The following is a 17,187-nucleotide window of genomic DNA, read 5'->3' on the forward strand; positions in this document are numbered from 1 at the left end:
CAGCGCCCGCCATCCGCGGCGCTGGAAGCTATCAAAACAAAAGCAGACGGGGGCTTGTTCAGCCCAGCAGATCCTTGATCTGCTGCAGCGCCGTCGGGTCCTCCATGGTGGTCAGGTCGCCCGTGTCGCGCCGTTCGGCCACGGCCTGCAGGGCGCGGCGCAGCAGCTTGCCGCTGCGCGTCTTGGGCAGCTGGGTCACGAAGAACACGCGCGCGGGGCGGGCCACGGCGCCGAGCTGGGAATCCACCTGCTTCATCACCTCGCCCTCGAGTTTCAGGCGCGCGGCGTCGTCGGTCAGGCCCGAGGCATCGCGCGGCACGGCGAAGGCCATGGCCACCTGGCCCTTGAGCTGGTCGGCCACGCCGACCACGGCCACCTCGGCGATGTTGGAGTGGCCGGCGATGCATTCCTCGATCTCGCGCGTGCCCAGGCGGTGGCCGGCCACGTTGATCACGTCGTCGGTGCGCCCGAGGATGAAGTAGTAGCCGTCCTCGTCGCGTATGCCCCAGTCGAAGGTGCTGTAGACCAGGCGGCCGGGGATACTCTTCCAGTAGGTGCCCACGAAGCGCTCGTCGTTGCGCCACACGGTCTGCAGGCAGCCCGGGGGCAGCGGCCCCTCGATGGCCACCACACCCTTCTGGTTGGGCTCGGTCAGCTCCTCGCCCGTGGCCTCGTCGATGAGCTTGACGTTGTAGCCGTACACCGCCTTGCCCGGGCTGCCGAAGCGCGAGGACTGCTGCTGCACGCCGTTGCACAGCGTGAGGATGGGCCAGCCGGTCTCGGTCTGCCAGTAGTTGTCGATGATGGGCACGTTCAGGGCGCCGCTGATCCAGGTGGCCGTGGGCTCGTCCAGCGGCTCGCCGGCTAGCCACAGGGCCTTGAGGCTGGAAATGTCGTACTTCGCGAGGTACTCCGGGTCCTGTTTCTTCAGCACGCGCACCGCCGTGGGCGCAGAGAACATGTGCGTGACCTTGTATTTCTCGACGATGCTCCACCAGATGCCCGCGTCGGGGCGGATCGGCAGGCCTTCGTAGAGGATGGTGGTCATGCCGGCGATCAGCGGGCCGTAGATGATGTAGCTGTGGCCCACCACCCAGCCGATGTCGCTGGTGCAGAAGTACGTGTCGCCCGCGTTGGCCTGGAAGATGTGGCGCATGCTCGCGGCCAGCGCCACGGTGTAGCCGCCCGTGTCGCGCTGCACCCCCTTGGGCTTGCCCGTGGTGCCGCTGGTGTAGAGCGTGTAGCTCGGATCCGTGGCCTGCACCCAGGCGCAGGGCACCTGGGTGTTCAGGTGCTGCTCGCGCAGCGCCGCCCAGTCATGGTCGCGCCCCGCGCGCATGGCGGCGGAGGCCAGGCCCCGGTCCACCATCAGCACGGCGGCGGGCTTGTGCGCCGACAGGTCGATGGCCTCGTCGAGCAGCGGCTTGTAGGGCACGACCTTGCCGCCGCGCGAGCCCGCGTCGGCGCTCACGATCACCGTGGGCTCGGCATCCTCGATGCGCGAGGCGAGCGACGACGAGGCGAAGCCGCCGAACACCACCGAATGGATGGCGCCGATGCGCGCGCAGGCCAGCATGGCGAAGGCCGCCTCGGCGATCATGGGCATGTAGATCAGCACGCGGTCGCCCTGCTTCACGCCCAGCGCCTGCAGCACCGCCGCCATGCGCTGCACCTCCTGGTGCAGCTCGGCGTAGGTGTAGGCGCGCTCGGTGTTGGTCTCGGTGGAGATGGCCACCAGCGCGTTCTGCTGCGCGCGCGCGGCCAGATGCCTGTCGACCGCGTTGTGGCACAGGTTGGTGGTGCCGTCGGGGAACCACCGGGCGAATGGCGGGTTGCCGTAGTCGCAGATCGTCCGGGGGGACTGATGCCAGTCGATCAGCCGGGCCTGCTCGGCCCAGAAGGCGTCGCGCTCGTCGATGGAGCGGCGGTAGAAATCGGCGTAGTTGCTGTGCTCGGCGGCCATGGTGCTGTCTCCTGGAAGCATGCCGCGCCACCCTGGCGCGAAAGGTCGGTCATCCAAAATTCATAATTATTCATGTCGCGCTTGCAGAAAGCTGACGCTGCCGCCTGCCTGGGCGGCCTTGCTATTTCACCAGCGCCAGCATGTCCTTGAACGCCGGGTGCTCGCAGCCGCGCAGCCATTCGAAGGCCACCATCTCGGTGGTGACCAGTTCGGCGCCCGCGCCTGCCAGGCGGTCGAAGGCGGCGTCGCGGCTGCGTTCGGTGCGCGAGCTGCAGGCGTCCGTCACCACCCAGACCTCGAACTCGTCCTCGATGAGTTGGAGCGCCGTCTGCAGCAGGCACACGTGCGCCTCGCAGCCGGCGATGACGATGCTGGCGCGCTCGGTGGCCTGCTGCTGCTCGCGGGCCTTCTGCAGATGCTTGGGCAGGCTGCGCGCGTTGCCGCCCTGGGGCTTGGGCGCCGGGCGCAGCCACTCGCCGAGGCCTTCCTCGGCGGCGCTGAAGTGCATCTTGGCCAGCGTGCGCTGGCACAGGGCGCGCAGCTCGGCATCGTTGGGGCCCAGGCGCGAGGGGTTCTGCTCTGTGCCCCACGCGGGCACGTCCACGAGCTGCGCGATCCGGGCCAGCCTGCGCGCATTCGCCAGCACGGCCGCGCCTTCGAAGATGGCGGGCATCAGGCGTTCCTGGTAGTCCACGAGCACGAGTTGGGATTCGGAGGCGTCAAGCAGCATGGCGGTCGATCTTCTGTTCAAAGGTGTAGGCGGCCATTGTCGCAGGCGGGGCGCGCCCGGCCGTCATGGTTTGAGGCGCAGCAGTTGGCCGTCGGGGCTGTCGGTGAGCAGGTAGAGCCAGCCGTCCGGCCCCTGGCGCACGTCGCGGATGCGCGCGCCCAGGCCGTCGAGCAGGTATTCGTCGCGCACCACGCGCGCATCGCGCAGTTCCAGCCGGTGCAGGCGCGCGAACTTGAGCGAGCCCACGAACAGGCTGCCCTTCCAGGCCGCGCCGTACCGGTCGCTGGTGAGAAAGGCCATGCCCGAGGGCGCGATCGACGGCACCCAGTAGTGCAGCGGCTGCTCCATGCCGGCCTTGGCCGTACCCTCGCCGATCCTGCCGCCGCCATAGTTCTCGCCGTAGGTGATCACCGGCCAGCCGTAGTTGCGGCCGGGCTCGGGGCGGTTGATCTCGTCGCCGCCCTGCGGGCCGTGCTCGTGGATCCACAGCCTGCCGTCCGGCCCCCAGGCGGCGCCCTGGGGATTGCGGTGGCCCCAGCTCCAGATCTCCGGCAGCGCGCCCGCGCGGCCGGCCAGCGGGTTGCCGGGCGCGGCGCCGCCCGTGGGCGCCAGGCGCACGACCTTGCCCAGATGGCCGTCCAGCCGCTGGGCGTCGTCCTTGCGGCTGAAGCGCTCGCCCAGCGTGAGGAACAGGTTGCCGTCCGGCGCCTGCACGATGCGGCAGCCGAAGTGCAGCTGGCTCGCCACCTTGGGCCGCTGGCTGAAGAGCACCTTCACGTCCTGAAGCGCCGGCGCATCGGGCGCGAGCGTGGCGCTGGCCAGGGCCGTGCCGTTGCCGCGGCCCTCGGGGGCGGGTTCGGAGTAGCAGAAGAAGATGCGCCGGTTGCGCGCGAAGTCCGCGTCGGCGATCACGTCCAGCAGCCCGCCCTGCCCGCCCGCCGCCACCCGCGGCAGCCCGGCCAGGGGCGGACCCAGGCGCCCGCCGGGCTCCACCACGCGCAGGCGGCCAGGCCGCTCGGTGACCAGGAAGCGCCCGCCGGGCAGAAAGGCCAGGCCCCAGGGGTGCTCCAGGCCCGAGGCCACCACCTCCGCCGACGCCCGGCTGCGCGCCGCCACGGGCTGCACGCCGTCCTGCGCATGCGCGCCGCTGCCGGCAAGCATGGCGATCGCTACGCAAACAGTAGCTGCATGCGCTTGCTGGACGGGCGCCAGAAGCACTTTTCGCAAGTAATTCATGGAACGGCTCCCCGGGCGCCGCCTTTGGCGCCCTGCCCTGGCATTGTGCGCAGGCCGGGCACCCTCCCGCTCATCCGGGTTTATGCGGTGCATCCGGCACCAGCAGCCCGGCCTCTTTCTGCCCCACTTCCTTCAGGAAGGCCCACACGGCCTGCATGCGCGCCAGGTGCTTGGCCTCGGCGGGCATGCTCATCCAGAAGGTGCGGGTGAACGCGGCCTCGTGCGGCAGCACGCGCGCCAGGATGGGGTCACGGTCGGCCAGGAAGACAGGCAGAACGGCCAGGCCCGCGCCGGCGCGCACGGCCTCGTACTGGGCCGTGATGCTGGTGCTGCGCAGGGCGAAGCGCTCGGGCGGGTACAGCTGGTCGAGGAACTGCAGCTCCTTGGTGAACAGCAGGTCGTCCACGTAGCTGATGAAGGCGTGGTGGCGCAGGTCCTCGCGCGTGGCCACCAGCGGCCGGCGCGCCAGGTATTCGCGCTGGCCGTACAGGCGCAGGGTGTAGTCGGCCAGCCTGGTGACGATGACCGAGCCGCGCTTGGGGCGCTCCAGCGAGATGACGATGTCCGCCTCGCGCCGCGACAGGTGCAGCATGCGCGGCAGCGCCAGCAGGTCGATGGACAGGTGCGGGTGCCGCTGCGTGAGGCGCGCCAGGTGCGGCGCCAGGACCAGCGTGCCGAAGCCCTCGGTGGCGCCCACGCGCACCAGGCCCGACGGGCCGGCGGCGGACGCATTGGCCGGCGACGCGCGCTCCACGCCGAGCACGGCGGACTCCATGGCCTCGACGGCGGGCAGCAGGTGGCGGCCGGCCTCGGTCAGGCGGTGGCCGGCGGCCTCGCGCGCGAACAGGGGCGCGCCCATCTGTTTTTCCAGCGCCTGGATGCGCCGCGCCACCGTGGTGTGCTCCACGCCCGTGCGGCGCGCGGCGGCGGCCAGGGTGCCGGTGCGGGCCAGTTCCAGGAAGTAGCGCAGGTTGTCCCAGTCCATGGTGGAGCCTTCTGTTCGCACGAATGTGCATATTTGCAAAGCTAAGGTGCATGATTGTCTATTGCATGGGTAATTTCGCACAACTACCATAGGGCCCGTTCACTCACTTTCAGCACAGGAGACCCGCGCCATGGATGCATCCACCGCCGTACAAGCCCCCACCGTCAAGCTTTTGATCAACGGCCAGATGGTCGAATCCAAGACCACTCAATGGCGCAACGTGGTCAACCCCGCCACCCAGGAGGTGCTGGCGCGCGTGCCCTTCGCCACGCCCGACGAGGTGAATGCCGCCGTGGCCAACGCCAAGGAGGCCTTCAAGACCTGGCGCAAGACCCCCATCGGCACGCGCGCGCGCATCTTCCTCAAGCTCCAGCAGCTGATCCGCGAGAACATGAAGGAACTGGCCGCGCTGCTGACGGCCGAACAAGGCAAGACCCTGCCCGACGCCGAGGGCGACGTGTTCCGCGGCCTGGAGGTGGTGGAGCACGCGGCCGCCATCGGCAACCTGCAGCTGGGCGAGCTGGCCAACAACGTAGCCAGCGGCGTGGACACCTACACCGTGCTGCAGCCCCTGGGCGTGTGCGCCGGCATCACGCCGTTCAACTTCCCGGCCATGATCCCGCTGTGGATGTTCCCCATGGCCATCGCCACGGGCAACACCTTCGTGCTCAAGCCCTCCGAGCAGGACCCGATGGTGACCATGCGCCTGTGCGAGCTGGCGCTGGAGGCCGGCATTCCCCCCGGCGTGCTCAACGTGGTGCACGGCGGCGAGGACGTGGTCAACGCCATCTGCGACCACCCGGACATCAAGGCCATCAGCTTCGTGGGCAGCACGCGCGTGGGCACGCACGTCTACAACCGCGCGAGCCTGGCCGGCAAGCGCGTGCAGTGCATGATGGGCGCGAAGAACCACGCCATCGTCATGCCCGACGCGAACAAGGAGCAGTCGATCAACGCCATCCTGGGTGCATCGTTCGGCGCGGCCGGCCAGCGCTGCATGGCCATCTCGGTGGCCGTGCTGGTGGGCGAGGCGCAGAAGTGGATTCCCGAATTCGTCGAGAAGGCCAAGGCGCTGAAGGTGTCGGCCGGCACCACGGCAGGCGCCGACCTGGGCCCGGTGATCTCCTGCGCCGCCCTGGAGCGCGTGGAAAGCCTGATCGCCCGCGGCGTGGAAGAAGGCGCCAAGCTGGAGCTGGACGGCCGCAAGCCCAGCATCCCCGGCTTCGAGAAGGGCAACTTCGTCGCGCCCACCATCTTCAGCGGCGTCAAGCCCGGCATGAGCATCTACGACCAAGAGGTCTTCGGCCCCGTGCTGTGCATCGCCGGCGCGGACGACCTGGAGCAGGCCATCGAGTTCATCAACGCCAACCCCAACGGCAACGGCACGGCCATCTTCACGCAGTCCGGCGCGGCCGCGCGCATGTTCCAGGAGGACATCGACGTGGGCCAGGTCGGCATCAACCTGCCCGTGCCGGTGCCGGTCCCGCTGTTCTCGTTCACCGGCAGCCGCGCCTCCAAGCTCGGCGACCTGGGCCCCTATGGCAAGCAGGTGGTGCTGTTCTACACGCAGACCAAGACCGTCACCGAGCGCTGGTTCGACGACAGCACGCTGCACCACGGCGTGAACACCACCATCAGCCTGAAGTGACCGGCCCGCGCGCTGCCACCCTCGCCCTTGCGCTGTGCCTCGGCGGCACGGCCGCCTGGGCGCAGGCCGGCGGCGCCTGCCGCCCCGGCGGTTCGGTGGATGAGACCAACGCCTGCGCCGTGCGCGGCTACCAGGAGGCGGACACCGCCCTGCAGATCCTGTACGCTGACGTGATGCGCGCCCTGTCGGCCCACGAGCGCCCTGCCCTGCGCCAGGACCACCAGGCCTGGCAGCGCGCCCGCATCACGCGGTGCAAGCAGGCGCAGCGCGCGCAGGAGCAGCGCCCCGAATGGCCGCGCCTGTACCACGAATGCCTGGTGGCGCAGACCCGGGCGCGGCGCCAGGCCCTGATGCACTGGCTGCACCACGGCGAAGCGCCGCCGCACAACGAATAAGCGACCAGAGAAGGAGAGCCCTGCCATGGACTTTGAACTCAGCGAAGACCAGCGCGCCTTTGCCGACACCGCCCGCCAGTTCGCCCAGGCGGAGCTGGCCCCCCATGCCGCGCACTGGGACGCCGAGGGCGTCTTCCCCGTGGAGGCTATTCGCCGTGCCGGCGAGCTGGGCTTCTGCGGCCTGTACGCGCCCGAGTCCGTCGGCGGCCTGCAGCTGCCCCGCCTGGACGCCACGCTGGTCTTCGAGGAACTGGCAGCCGTGGACCCCAGCACCACCGCCTTCATTACCATCCACAACATGGCCACCTGGATGCTGGGCACCTGGGCCCAGGATGCGGTGCGCGCCGAATGGGGCGAGGCGTTGACCAGCGGGCAAAAACTGGCCAGCTACTGCCTGACCGAGCCCGGCAGCGGATCGGACGCCGCCTCCATCAAGACCCGCGCCGAGCTCGTGGGCGGCGAATACGTCATCAACGGCGGCAAGGCCTTCATCAGCGGCGCGGGCGGCACCCACGTGCTCGTCCTCATGGCCCGCACGGGCGACGCGCAGTCGGGCGCCGCCGGCATCAGCGCCTTCGCCGTGCCCGCCGACCTGCCGGGCATCCACTACGGCAAGAAGGAAGACAAAATGGGCTGGAACAGCCAGCCCACGCGCCAGATCAGCTTCGACAACGTGCGCATCCCCGCGCAGAACCTGCTGGGCCGCGAGGGCGAGGGCTTCAAGATCGCCATGAAGGGCCTGGACGGCGGGCGCATCAACATCGCCACCTGCTCGGTGGGCGCGGCGCAGGGCGCGCTTGCCCACGCCCAGCGCTACATGCAGGAACGCAAGCAGTTCGGCAAGCCCATCGCGAGCTTCCAGGCACTGCAGTTCAAGCTGGCCGACATGGCCACGGAGCTCGTCGCCGCGCGCCAGATGGTGCGCCTGGCCGCCAGCAAACTCGACGCCGGCGCGCGCGACGCCTCCACCTACTGCGCCATGGCCAAGCGCTTCGCCACCGACGCGGGCTTCAACGTGGTCAACGAGGCGCTGCAGCTGCACGGCGGCTACGGCTACATCCGCGAATACCCGCTGGAGCGCCTGCTGCGCGACGCGCGCGTGCACCAGATCCTGGAGGGCACGAACGAGATCATGCGCGTCATCATCGGCCGGCGCATGCTCGACGGCGACGCGCCGGATGCCATCCGATAGCTATCGATAAGAGAGCTGCCAGCGCTTTATGGACGGGCGCTGGTGGCCTTTTCAACCACATACCACCATGCCCGCCCGCCCCCTGTCCGACGAAACGCTGCACCTGATCGCCGCCGTACAGGACGCCCTGGCCGAGCGCCTGGACGCGCGGGCACACGTGGAGGAACGCCAGCTCTTCGGCAGCCACGCCTTCATGGTGGACGGCAAGCTCTGCCTGGCCGTCAAGGGCGACGAGCTGCTGGTGCGCCTGCCGCCGCAGCAGCACGCGGCCATCGCCGAAACCCCCGGCCTGCGCGAGCTGGACCCGCGCGGCGGCATGTCCGGCTACTTCTGGGTCACGCCCGCCGCCTACGCCACGCGCGCCCAGTGGCGCCACTGGATAGACGCCGCCCTGGCCTACAACCCGCAGGCCAAGGCCACGCCCCGGCGCTCCGCGCCTCCCCCTTCCCGCTAGTCACCCTTCATTCACCACAGGAGACCCACCATGCAAATCGCATTCATCGGCCTGGGCCACATGGGCGCCCCCATGGCCATCAACCTGCACAAGGCCGGCCACGCCATCAAGGCCTTCGACCTGAGCGCGGACGCCTGCGCCCAGGTCAAGGCCCAGGGCCTGCAGGTCGCCGCCAGCGCCCAGGACGCCGTGCAGGGCGCCGAGGCCGTCATCAGCATGCTGCCCGCCAGCCAGCACGTGGAGGGCCTGTACCTGGGCAAGGACAGCCAGGGCGGCCTGCTGCAGCACATCGCCAAGGGCACGCTGGTGATCGACAGCTCCACGATCGCCGCCGCCACCAGCCAGAAGGTCGCCAAGGCGCTTGAGGCCGCAGGCATCGCCTTCATCGACGCGCCCGTCTCGGGCGGCACCGGCGGCGCCATCGCGGGCACGCTCACCTTCATGGTCGGCGGCAGCGACGCCAACCTGGAGCGCGCGCGCCCGCTGCTCGAAAAGATGGGCAAGAACATCTTCCACGCCGGAGCCGTGGGCGCGGGCCAGACGGCCAAGATCTGCAACAACATGCTGCTGGGCATCCTGATGATCGGCACCAGCGAGGCCATCTCGCTGGGCGTGGCCAACGGCCTCGACCCCAAGGTGCTCAGCGAGATCATGCGCCGCAGCTCCGGCGGCAACTGGGCGCTGGAAGTCTACAACCCCTACCCCGGCGTGCAGGAGGCCAGCGCCGCCACGCGCGGCTACACCGGCGGCTTCGGCACCGACCTGATGCTCAAGGACCTGGGCCTGTCCCAGGAAAACGCCGCCGCCGTGAAGGCCTCCACGCCCCTGGGCGGGCTGGCGCGCGCGCTCTACGCGGCGCACAGCCTCGCGGGGCACGGGGGGGAGGATTTCTCCAGCGTGATCAAGATGCTGCAGAAAAAGGGGTGAGTCGGGTTTTTCTGTAAACCCTCCGCAGAACGGGCGCTGTAGCATGTGCTACGGCGCCTTTTTTATCTGGATGAAGGGCATTGTGTTTTCTTTCTCGATTTGTCTGCCGCGCCATGTCCCAGAGAAGAACATGGCCGATCCTGCAAAAGGAACTGAAAATAATGCCCATCAATAATATCGGCGTGAATCTTCTGCTCCTGTACATGCGCCGATTCCCCCTGGAAGCCGGCAAGTGGCGTTTTTCGCAGTGGTTAAACGAGCGGACCCGCAACATAGAGACCGTCGCACGGACAAGTTACGACTTCCTGATGCACCTGAACACCAGGGACTTCATCCAGCATACGATTTTCGTGACGGGCCGGTGGGACGACGACGTTGGCCGTGCAATCTTGTCGAGACTTAAAGCAGACGATGTCTTTATCGACATAGGGGCAAATGTCGGATATTTTTCATTGCTGGCATCGCAAATCTGCAGCAAAGTCATTTCATTCGAGCCCAATCCCACGTGCCTTGCGCAGCTGAATAGAAACATTGAAATCAACAAGAGGCAAAACATAGATGTCCGGCCCGTCGGCCTGGCCGACAAGCGCGGCATTGCCGAATTCCATGTGGCCAATGCATCGAATATTGGCGGCGGCTCTTTACGAGAAGGCTCGGGGGAGAAATTTTCCGTTCAGCTCGACACATTGGACAGCCAGCTGTCCACCCAGCCCATCAGACTCATCAAAATCGACATCGAGGGCGCCGAAGTCCTGGCATTGAAAGGGGCCTCTGCGATTCTATCGCGGCCGGATGCTCCAGACGTGATTTGCGAAATATCAGAAAATACCCTGCGACAGCTTGGATCGTCGAAAGAAGAGCTTTTCAGGCTCATGTCATCCCATGGCTACAAGAACAAGATCATTTCCCCAATCAGGAAATCCAACCTGACCGATGAAGTGCCGTTCTTTCAGTACGATGCGCTGTTTTACAAAGACGGGGCTGGACAGGATTGAGGGATAGACCCGTCGCCGTACACCTGCCGACCGGGCCCGCCCATGGGCACTGCTTCTTGCCAGACGGCCTTCCGGCATTTCGCCATTCAGTGCCAACGGCTCTGTTTTTCATAGCATACTGTTCTTTTCCCATACCATTTCCGGCCATCGAATCCGATTCGACACCCGAGCCGGTCCAGCGTGGCCGCAAGGAGCCGGGTATGCACCCAAGGATTCAGGCAGGCCCGGTGGTATCATGGTCCTCAAAGCCAAATTCCTGTGAGGTGTGCGTGGCCAAGCCCAATTATTCATTCGAAAAACGTCAGCGCGAACTTGAGAAAAAGAAAAAGAAGGAAGAAAAAAACCAGCGCAAGCTCGCCAAGGGTTCTGCACCCGATGCCTCAACGGTTGCGCAGGCTTCCGTACCCGCCGATGCCGGCATACCCGCCGAGAACGCCTGACTGCCGTAGTCGAATGCCGTCATTGCATTCGACAAACATGAGTCGGATCGGACCCCCTCAAGCCCCCATGGCCTCCCACTGCGGCAGGCAGTGCCGCGCCAGCGCAGTCACCCAGCAGGGCTCTCCGGGCACGAAGGCGATGCCGTAGCGCGGGCTAACGAGAAAACCCGCGCGCTCGAAGGCCGCATCGTCGCCCGCCCGCACGAAGGCGGCCAGGCTGGCGAACGGGACGGCCACGGTGCCCAGGTGCAGCGCCCGGGCGCGGGCGGTGATTTCCTCCAGCCTGCCGCCATCCTGGAAGCGGTAGACCACGTCGCCATAGTCCAGCGCGGTCAGGCCCACGCCGTTGCGTTCCTCGCTGCGCGGCCGGCCGCGGGCGCGGGCGATGTCTTCGCGCGTGGCGGTGAACGGCACGCCGTCCACGCTTTCGTAGGGCTTCAGGTGCATGGCTGGATTCTGGCGCCCATCGGGACAACCCTGGCGGCGCGCGGCCCGGAATGTGATGGATCTGCGCGTATATTGCGCCGTGCCGCCGGCCTGCGCCCCGCAGGCCCTTCCCAATTCAACCACCCTCCTCCACCGCGATGACTGCCTCTACCGACTTCGCCCCCATGCCCGACGCCCAGGGCTTCTTTGGCCCCTATGGCGGCCAACTGGTGCCGCCGCACCTCAAGCAGGCCATGGACGATATTGCCGCCGCCTACGCCGAGATCACCCGCCGGCAGGACTTCCAGGACGAGCTGGCGCAGCTGTTCGCCGACTACGTGGGCCGGCCCAGCCCGATCTTCCACGCCAGGCGGCTGTCGGCGCAGCTCGGCGGCGCGCAGATCCACCTCAAGCGCGAGGACCTGAACCACACCGGCGCGCACAAGATCAACCACTGCCTGGGCGAGGCGCTGCTGGCCAAGTTCATGGGCAAGAAGAAGGTGATCGCCGAGACCGGCGCCGGCCAGCACGGCGTGGCGCTGGCCACGGCCTGCGCGCTGGTGGGCATTCCGTGCGAGATCCACATGGGCCAGGTGGACATCGAGAAGGAACACCCCAACGTCACCAAGATGCGCATCCTCGGCTGCAAGCTGGTGGCGGTGACGCGCGGCGCCGCCACGCTGAAGGAAGCCGTGGACAGCGCCTTCGAGGAGTACCTGACCAACCCCACCGACTACCTCTACGCCATCGGCTCGGTCGTCGGCCCGCACCCGTTCCCGATGATGGTGCGCGACTTCCAGAGCATCGTCGGCCGCGAGGCGCGCGAGCAGTTCCAGGCGAAGCACGGCCGCCTGCCCGACTACGTGGCGGCCTGCGTGGGCGGCGGCAGCAACGCCATGGGCATCTTCACAGCCTTCCTGGAAGACGCCGGCGTGAAGCTCGTGGGCGTGGAGCCCTCGGGCGAAGGCACGGACAAGCCCGGCCGCCACGCGGCGACGCTGAGCATGGGCAAGCCCGGCGAGATCCACGGCATGAAGTGCTACGTGCTGGAGGACGCCCCCGGCGTTCCGGCCGCCGTGCACAGCATCGCCTCGGGCCTGGACTATCCCGGCGTGGGGCCGCAGCACAGCTACCTCAAGGACATCGGCCGCGTGCAGTACGAGGCGGCGACCGACAAGGAATGCCTGGATGCGTTCATGCGGCTCTCGCGCGTGGAGGGCATCATCCCGGCGCTGGAGAGCGCCCACGCCGTGGCCTGGGCCATGCGCGTGGCGCCCGGCTTGCCGAAGGACCAGCACATCCTGGTCAACCTCTCGGGCCGCGGCGACAAGGACGCGGACTACGTGGCCAAGGTGCTGGGCATCTGATTTTTTGCATTCAAGGAGTTTTTCACATGGCCCTGCCACCCAACAAAGCGCGCAGCCGCCGCCTTCGCAAGAAGATGCGCGTGGGCGAATTCCAGGAGTTCGGCTTCGAGTACGAGCTGAAAGTCCGGCAGGCCCTGGCGCCCGAGCAGGAGGAGGCGCTGATGGACCGCTTCGTGCGCGAGCTGCTCGTGCCCCGCAACCTGGCCGCCGCCGGCTGGGTGCGCGAGGGCTTCGTCACGGCGTTCGCGCGCGGCTCCGCCACCGAGGACGACCGCCAGGCCACGCAGGCCTGGCTGGCCGCCCAGCCCGAGGTGGCAGAGGCCGCGGTGAGCGCGCTCAAGGACGCGTGGTACGTGGAGGACTGAGGCTTCAAGCCTTTTTGCCCTGCAGTGCCCGTCCAGCAAGCGCTGCAAGCTCTCATTTCGGGAGCAATGAGCCTGCTCAGGTCACCGGCGCGGGGTTGAACAGCACCAGCTGGTTGTGCAGCTTCCACTGCTCCGCCCAGGTCTTCCTGCGGCCGCTGGCCACGTCGAGCATGAGGTGGAACAGTTCCCAGCCCACGTCCTCGATGCTGGCCTCGCCGTCGGCGATGCGGCCGGCGTTCACGTCCATCAGGTCGTGCCAGCGCCGCGCCAGGTCGCTGCGCGTGGCCACCTTGATGACCGGGCACGCGGCCAGGCCGTAGGGCGTGCCGCGCCCGGTGGTGAAGACGTGCAGGTTCATGCCCGCGGCCAGCTGCAGCGTGCCGCAGATGAAGTCGCTGGCCGGCGTGGCGGCGTAGAGCAGGCCCTTTCGCGCCGCCCGCTCGCCCGGGGCGACGACGCCCGAGATCGGCGCGCTGCCGCTCTTGACGATGGAGCCCATGGCCTTCTCGACGATGTTGGACAGCCCGCCCTTCTTGTTGCCCGGCGTGGTGTTGGCGCTGCGGTCCACGCGGCCGCGCGCCAGGTAGGCGTCGTACCAGGCCATCTGGTCGATCAGGGCCTGCGCCACCTCGGGCGTGGCGGCGCGCGCGGTGAGCTGGTCGATGCCGTCGCGCACCTCCGTCACCTCGCTGAACATCACGGTGGCGCCGGCGCGCACCAGCAGGTCGGCGCACAAGCCCACGGCCGGGTTGGCCGTCACGCCGCTGAAGGCGTCGCTGCCGCCGCACTGCACGCCCACCACCAGCTCGCTGGCCGGCACCGTCTCGCGCCGGCGCGCGTTCAGGCGCTCCAGGTGCTCCTCGGCCTGGCGCATGATGGACTCGACCATGGACATGAAGCCGACATGCGCCTCGTCCTGCAGGCACACCACGTCCAGCACCGAATCGGCGCTGGCGCCCACGTCGGCCACGTTGCGCTCGTCGACCAGCGGAATGCTGCCCGGCGGCAGCAGGCGCTCGGGCTGCAGCTTCTCGCAGCCCAGGCTCACCACCATCAGCTCGCCGCCGAAGTTCGGGTTCAGGCTGATGTTGCGCAGCGTGCGTATGGGCACCGCGGCGTCCGGCGCGTCGATGGCGACGCCGCAGCCGTAGCCGTGCTCCAGCGCCACCACGTCGTCCACGTGGGGGTACCTGGGCAGCAGCTCGGCCTTGATGCGCTGCACGGCAAAGGCCGTCACCCCGGCCACGCACTGCACCGTCTGCGTGATGGCCAGGATGTTGCGCGTGCCCACGGATCCGTCGGCGTTGCGGTAGCCCTCGAAGGTGTAGCCGGCCAGCGGCTCCTGCGGCGCGGGGCGGACGGTGGCGACGGGCAGGCCATCCAGCGCGCGCGCATCGGGCATCCTGAGCAGGCGCTCGTGCACCCAGCTGCCGGCCGGTATGGGCCGCAGCGCATAGCCTATGGCCACGTTGTAGCGGCGCACCGCGCCGCCCTCGGGGATGTCGGCCAGCGCCACCTTGTGCGCCTGGGGCACCCTGTCGAGCAGCACAAGGCCGCCGGGCAGCACGGCGCCCGCGGGCAGGCCGCCGTCGTTGGCGACGATGGCGACGTTGTCCGCCGGGTGCATGGTGATGGAAAGCGGGGCTCGGGTATTCATCGCACTGTCATCTCGCCACGGGCATCGTCATGGATACGGCTCAATCGGCCTTGATGCCCGCCGCCTTGATCACCTGCGCCCACTTGGCCACCTCGGCCTTCTGGTAGGCGCCGAGCTCGGCGGGGGTCATGGTGGAGGGGATCATGCCGAAGCTCTTGAGGCGCGCCTGCACCTCGGGCGTGGCGACGATCTTCATGATCTCGGCATGCAGCCGGTCCACGATGGCCTTGGGCGTGCCCGCGGGGGCGAACACCGCCTGCCAGGAGCCCATGTCGAAGCCCTTCTGGCCCGCTTCGGCGATGGTGGGCACGTCGGGCAGCGACTCCAGGCGCCTGGAGCTGGTCACGGCGATGGGGCGCAGCTTGCCGGACTGGATGTGGGGGCCGACGATCAGCGTGGTGTCGAACATCATGTCCACCTGGCCGCCGATCACGTCCTGCACGGCCGGGCCGCTGCCCTTGTAGGGTACGTGCGTGAACTTCACGCCCGACTGGTAGGCCAGCAGCTCCAGCGCCATGTGCGGCGATGTGCCCGTGCCCGGCGAGGCCGAGGACAGCCCGCCCGCCGCGGCCTTGGCCTTGCTCGCGGCCAGCACGTCGTCCAGCGTCTTGTAGGGGCTGGCCGCCGGCACCACCAGCACCAGCGGGCCGGAGCCCAGCATGGCCACGGGCGTGAAGGACTTGATGGGGTCGTAGTCCAGCTTGGCGTACAGGCTCACGTTGATGGCGTGCGAGCTGATGGTGCCGCCGAGGATGGTGTAGCCGTCGGCCGGCGCGCGCGCGGCAAGGGCCGAGCCTATGCTGCCGCCGGCGCCGCCCTTGTTGTCGATGACCACGGGCGTGCCCAGCGCCTGGCCCAGGGGCTGGGCGATCACGCGCGCCAGCGTGTCGGTGTTGCCGCCGGGCGGAAAGGGCACCACGTAGGTGATGGCCTTGCCCGTGGGCCAGGGGGCCTGCGCCATGGCGGGCATGGCCTGCGAGCCGCCCAGCAGCGCGGCGCTGGCGGCGAGGGTGTGGTGGATGAAGGTGCGGCGTTGCATGGTGGGTCGTCTCCTGGAGAAATCTCAAAAGCGGGGCTGCCGGCCGGTGAAGGCCGGGTCGTACTTGCGCATCTGCGCGAGGTCGTCGCGGTTGCGGATGCCGCAGCGCAGGTAGTTGTCGTGCAGGCGGGCAAGCGCCTCGCGGTCCAGCGTCACACCCAGGCCCGGCGCGGTGGGCACGCGCAGGCTGCCCTGCTCGAAGCGCAGGCGGCCGCCCTCGACGACCTCCTCGTCCTGCCAGGGGTAGTGCGTGTCGCAGGCATAGGTAAGCAGCGGCACGCTGGCGCACAGGTGTGCCATGGCCACCAGGCTGATACCCAGGTGCGAGTTGCTGTGCATGGACAGGCCCAGGTCGAAGGTCTTGCACAGCGTGGACAGGCGCTGCGTGGCGCGCAGGCCGCCCCAGTAGTGGTGGTCGCTCAGCACGATCTTCACGGGGCAGCCCATCTCGGCGTTGCTGCGGAACTCGGCGAAGTCGGTCACCACCATGTTGGTGGCCAGCGGCACGTCGCACTCGCGCGCCACGGCGGCCATGCCGTCCAGGCCCGGGGCCGGGTCCTCGTAGTACTCCAGCACGCCGCGCAGCTGCCGCACGATCTTCAGGCTGGTCTGAACCGTCCAGTTGCCGTTGGGGTCTATGCGCAGCGGCGTGCCGGGGAAGGCCTCGGCCAGCGCCAGGATGCCCGCGGCCTCCTGCTCGGGCGGCAGGGCCCCGGCCTTGAGCTTGATGCTCTTGAAGCCGTACTGGTCAATCATGCGCCGCGCCTGGGCGACGAGCTGCGGCGGCGTGAGCGCCTCGCCCCAGGCGTCGGGCGAAGAATCTGGCCCATAAGGCTTGCCGATGTGCTCGGCGTACCTGTAGAACAGGTAGGCCGAGAAGGGCACGGCCTCGCGCGCCGCGCCGCCCAGCAGGTCGACGACCGGCGCCCGGGCCAGTTGGCCCTGCAGGTCGAGCATGGCCACCTCGAACGCGCTGACCACCTTGGCCACCGTCTTGGAGACATGGGTGCCCGGCGCCAGCGACACCTGCCGGCCCAGGAACTCCGAGGCCGTCTGCCGGGGCGGCGCGACCAGGGCCGCGACGCGGCGCTCCATCTCATTGAGCGCCCAGGGCGAGAGCCCTTGCAGCGCCGGCGCGGCCTTGGCTAGCGCGTCGAGCATGGGCTGGTCGCCATAGCTCTCGTTGATGCCGACAAGGCCCGAGGCCGTCTCGATCTCGATGATGGAGCGCAGCGCCCAGGGTTCGTGGATGCCCGCCGCGTTGAGCAGCGGCGGATCGCGGAAGGCAATGGGCGTGATGCGGATGTGGCGGATCGCGTGGGATGTCTGCATGAGGTATGTCGTCTGATGACTTGCAACGGATTATGA

At 68.6% G+C, this 17,187-nt stretch carries 17 protein-coding genes; 9 read left to right on the forward strand and 8 right to left on the reverse strand.

Features of this window, described 5'->3' with window-relative positions; genetic code table 11:
- Nucleotides 1–58: 58 nt before the first annotated feature.
- From ACX12L_RS12360 to ACX12L_RS12375, 4 genes are all read right to left on the reverse strand, one after another.
- Nucleotides 59–1,963 (reverse strand): propionate--CoA ligase, encoded by a 1,905-nt coding sequence (locus ACX12L_RS12360; RefSeq protein ID WP_459262856.1) that lies wholly within the window; start codon nt 1,961–1,963, stop codon nt 59–61.
- Between the two features lie 121 nt (nt 1,964–2,084).
- Nucleotides 2,085–2,693: an isochorismatase family protein gene (locus ACX12L_RS12365; protein ID WP_459262857.1), complete on the reverse strand. Its 609-nt coding sequence runs from the start codon at nt 2,691–2,693 to the stop codon at nt 2,085–2,087.
- Nucleotides 2,694–2,756: 63 nt separating this feature from the next.
- Nucleotides 2,757–3,854, reverse strand: coding sequence for a PQQ-dependent sugar dehydrogenase (locus tag ACX12L_RS12370; RefSeq protein ID WP_459262858.1), 1,098 nt, complete (start codon nt 3,852–3,854; stop codon nt 2,757–2,759).
- A 145-nt stretch (nt 3,855–3,999) separates the two neighbouring features.
- Nucleotides 4,000–4,914 (reverse strand): LysR family transcriptional regulator, encoded by a 915-nt coding sequence (locus ACX12L_RS12375; protein ID WP_459262859.1) that lies wholly within the window; start codon nt 4,912–4,914, stop codon nt 4,000–4,002.
- Nucleotides 4,915–5,044: 130 nt separating this feature from the next.
- On the opposite strand from ACX12L_RS12375, the gene ACX12L_RS12380 reads away from it, so the two are divergent.
- From ACX12L_RS12380 to ACX12L_RS12410, 7 genes are all read left to right on the forward strand, one after another.
- Entirely contained in the window at nt 5,045–6,562 is a 1,518-nt protein-coding gene (locus ACX12L_RS12380) for a CoA-acylating methylmalonate-semialdehyde dehydrogenase (protein WP_459262860.1), read from the forward strand.
- Nucleotides 6,559–6,957, forward strand: a complete 399-nt coding sequence (locus tag ACX12L_RS12385) for a lysozyme inhibitor LprI family protein (RefSeq protein WP_459262861.1) — start codon at nt 6,559–6,561, stop codon at nt 6,955–6,957. The genes ACX12L_RS12380 and ACX12L_RS12385 overlap by 4 nt, the downstream gene beginning before the upstream one ends.
- A 25-nt stretch (nt 6,958–6,982) precedes the next feature.
- The gene (locus tag ACX12L_RS12390; RefSeq protein WP_459262862.1) at nt 6,983–8,149 is read left to right on the forward strand and encodes an acyl-CoA dehydrogenase family protein; all 1,167 of its coding nucleotides are present in this window, start codon (nt 6,983–6,985) and stop codon (nt 8,147–8,149) included.
- A 67-nt stretch (nt 8,150–8,216) separates the two neighbouring features.
- Nucleotides 8,217–8,603 (forward strand): TfoX/Sxy family protein, encoded by a 387-nt coding sequence (locus tag ACX12L_RS12395; RefSeq protein ID WP_459262863.1) that lies wholly within the window; start codon nt 8,217–8,219, stop codon nt 8,601–8,603.
- 30 nt (nt 8,604–8,633) lie between these two features.
- Nucleotides 8,634–9,530, forward strand: a complete 897-nt coding sequence (mmsB, locus tag ACX12L_RS12400; RefSeq protein ID WP_459262864.1) for a 3-hydroxyisobutyrate dehydrogenase — start codon at nt 8,634–8,636, stop codon at nt 9,528–9,530.
- Nucleotides 9,531–9,691: 161 nt separating this feature from the next.
- On the forward strand, nt 9,692–10,525 hold the full coding sequence (locus ACX12L_RS12405; protein WP_459262865.1) for an FkbM family methyltransferase: 834 nt from the start codon (nt 9,692–9,694) through the stop codon (nt 10,523–10,525).
- A 269-nt stretch (nt 10,526–10,794) separates the two neighbouring features.
- The gene (locus ACX12L_RS12410) at nt 10,795–10,965 is read left to right on the forward strand and encodes a hypothetical protein (protein ID WP_459262866.1); all 171 of its coding nucleotides are present in this window, start codon (nt 10,795–10,797) and stop codon (nt 10,963–10,965) included.
- Between the two features lie 57 nt (nt 10,966–11,022).
- Here ACX12L_RS12410 and ACX12L_RS12415 read toward each other — a convergent pair whose 3' ends face one another.
- Nucleotides 11,023–11,412, reverse strand: a complete 390-nt coding sequence (locus ACX12L_RS12415) for a hypothetical protein (RefSeq protein ID WP_459262867.1) — start codon at nt 11,410–11,412, stop codon at nt 11,023–11,025.
- A gap of 137 nt (nt 11,413–11,549) precedes the next feature.
- On the opposite strand from ACX12L_RS12415, the gene trpB reads away from it, so the two are divergent.
- Together trpB and ACX12L_RS12425 are read left to right on the forward strand one after the other, a co-directional pair.
- On the forward strand, nt 11,550–12,758 hold the full coding sequence (gene trpB / locus ACX12L_RS12420) for a tryptophan synthase subunit beta (protein WP_459262868.1): 1,209 nt from the start codon (nt 11,550–11,552) through the stop codon (nt 12,756–12,758).
- Nucleotides 12,759–12,784: 26 nt separating this feature from the next.
- The gene (locus ACX12L_RS12425; protein WP_459262869.1) at nt 12,785–13,123 is read left to right on the forward strand and encodes a YggL family protein; all 339 of its coding nucleotides are present in this window, start codon (nt 12,785–12,787) and stop codon (nt 13,121–13,123) included.
- A 76-nt stretch (nt 13,124–13,199) separates the two neighbouring features.
- Here ACX12L_RS12425 and garD read toward each other — a convergent pair whose 3' ends face one another.
- The 3 genes from garD to ACX12L_RS12440 are packed head-to-tail and all read right to left on the reverse strand — an operon-like array spanning nt 13,200 to nt 17,151.
- Nucleotides 13,200–14,780, reverse strand: a complete 1,581-nt coding sequence (garD, locus tag ACX12L_RS12430) for a galactarate dehydratase (RefSeq protein WP_459262870.1) — start codon at nt 14,778–14,780, stop codon at nt 13,200–13,202.
- Between the two features lie 40 nt (nt 14,781–14,820).
- The gene (locus ACX12L_RS12435; protein WP_459262871.1) at nt 14,821–15,819 is read right to left on the reverse strand and encodes a Bug family tripartite tricarboxylate transporter substrate binding protein; all 999 of its coding nucleotides are present in this window, start codon (nt 15,817–15,819) and stop codon (nt 14,821–14,823) included.
- A 24-nt stretch (nt 15,820–15,843) separates the two neighbouring features.
- Nucleotides 15,844–17,151: a glucarate dehydratase family protein gene (locus ACX12L_RS12440; protein ID WP_459262872.1), complete on the reverse strand. Its 1,308-nt coding sequence runs from the start codon at nt 17,149–17,151 to the stop codon at nt 15,844–15,846.
- Nucleotides 17,152–17,187: the final 36 nt, after the last annotated feature.

The organism is Alicycliphilus sp. T452, from assembly GCF_054512775.1.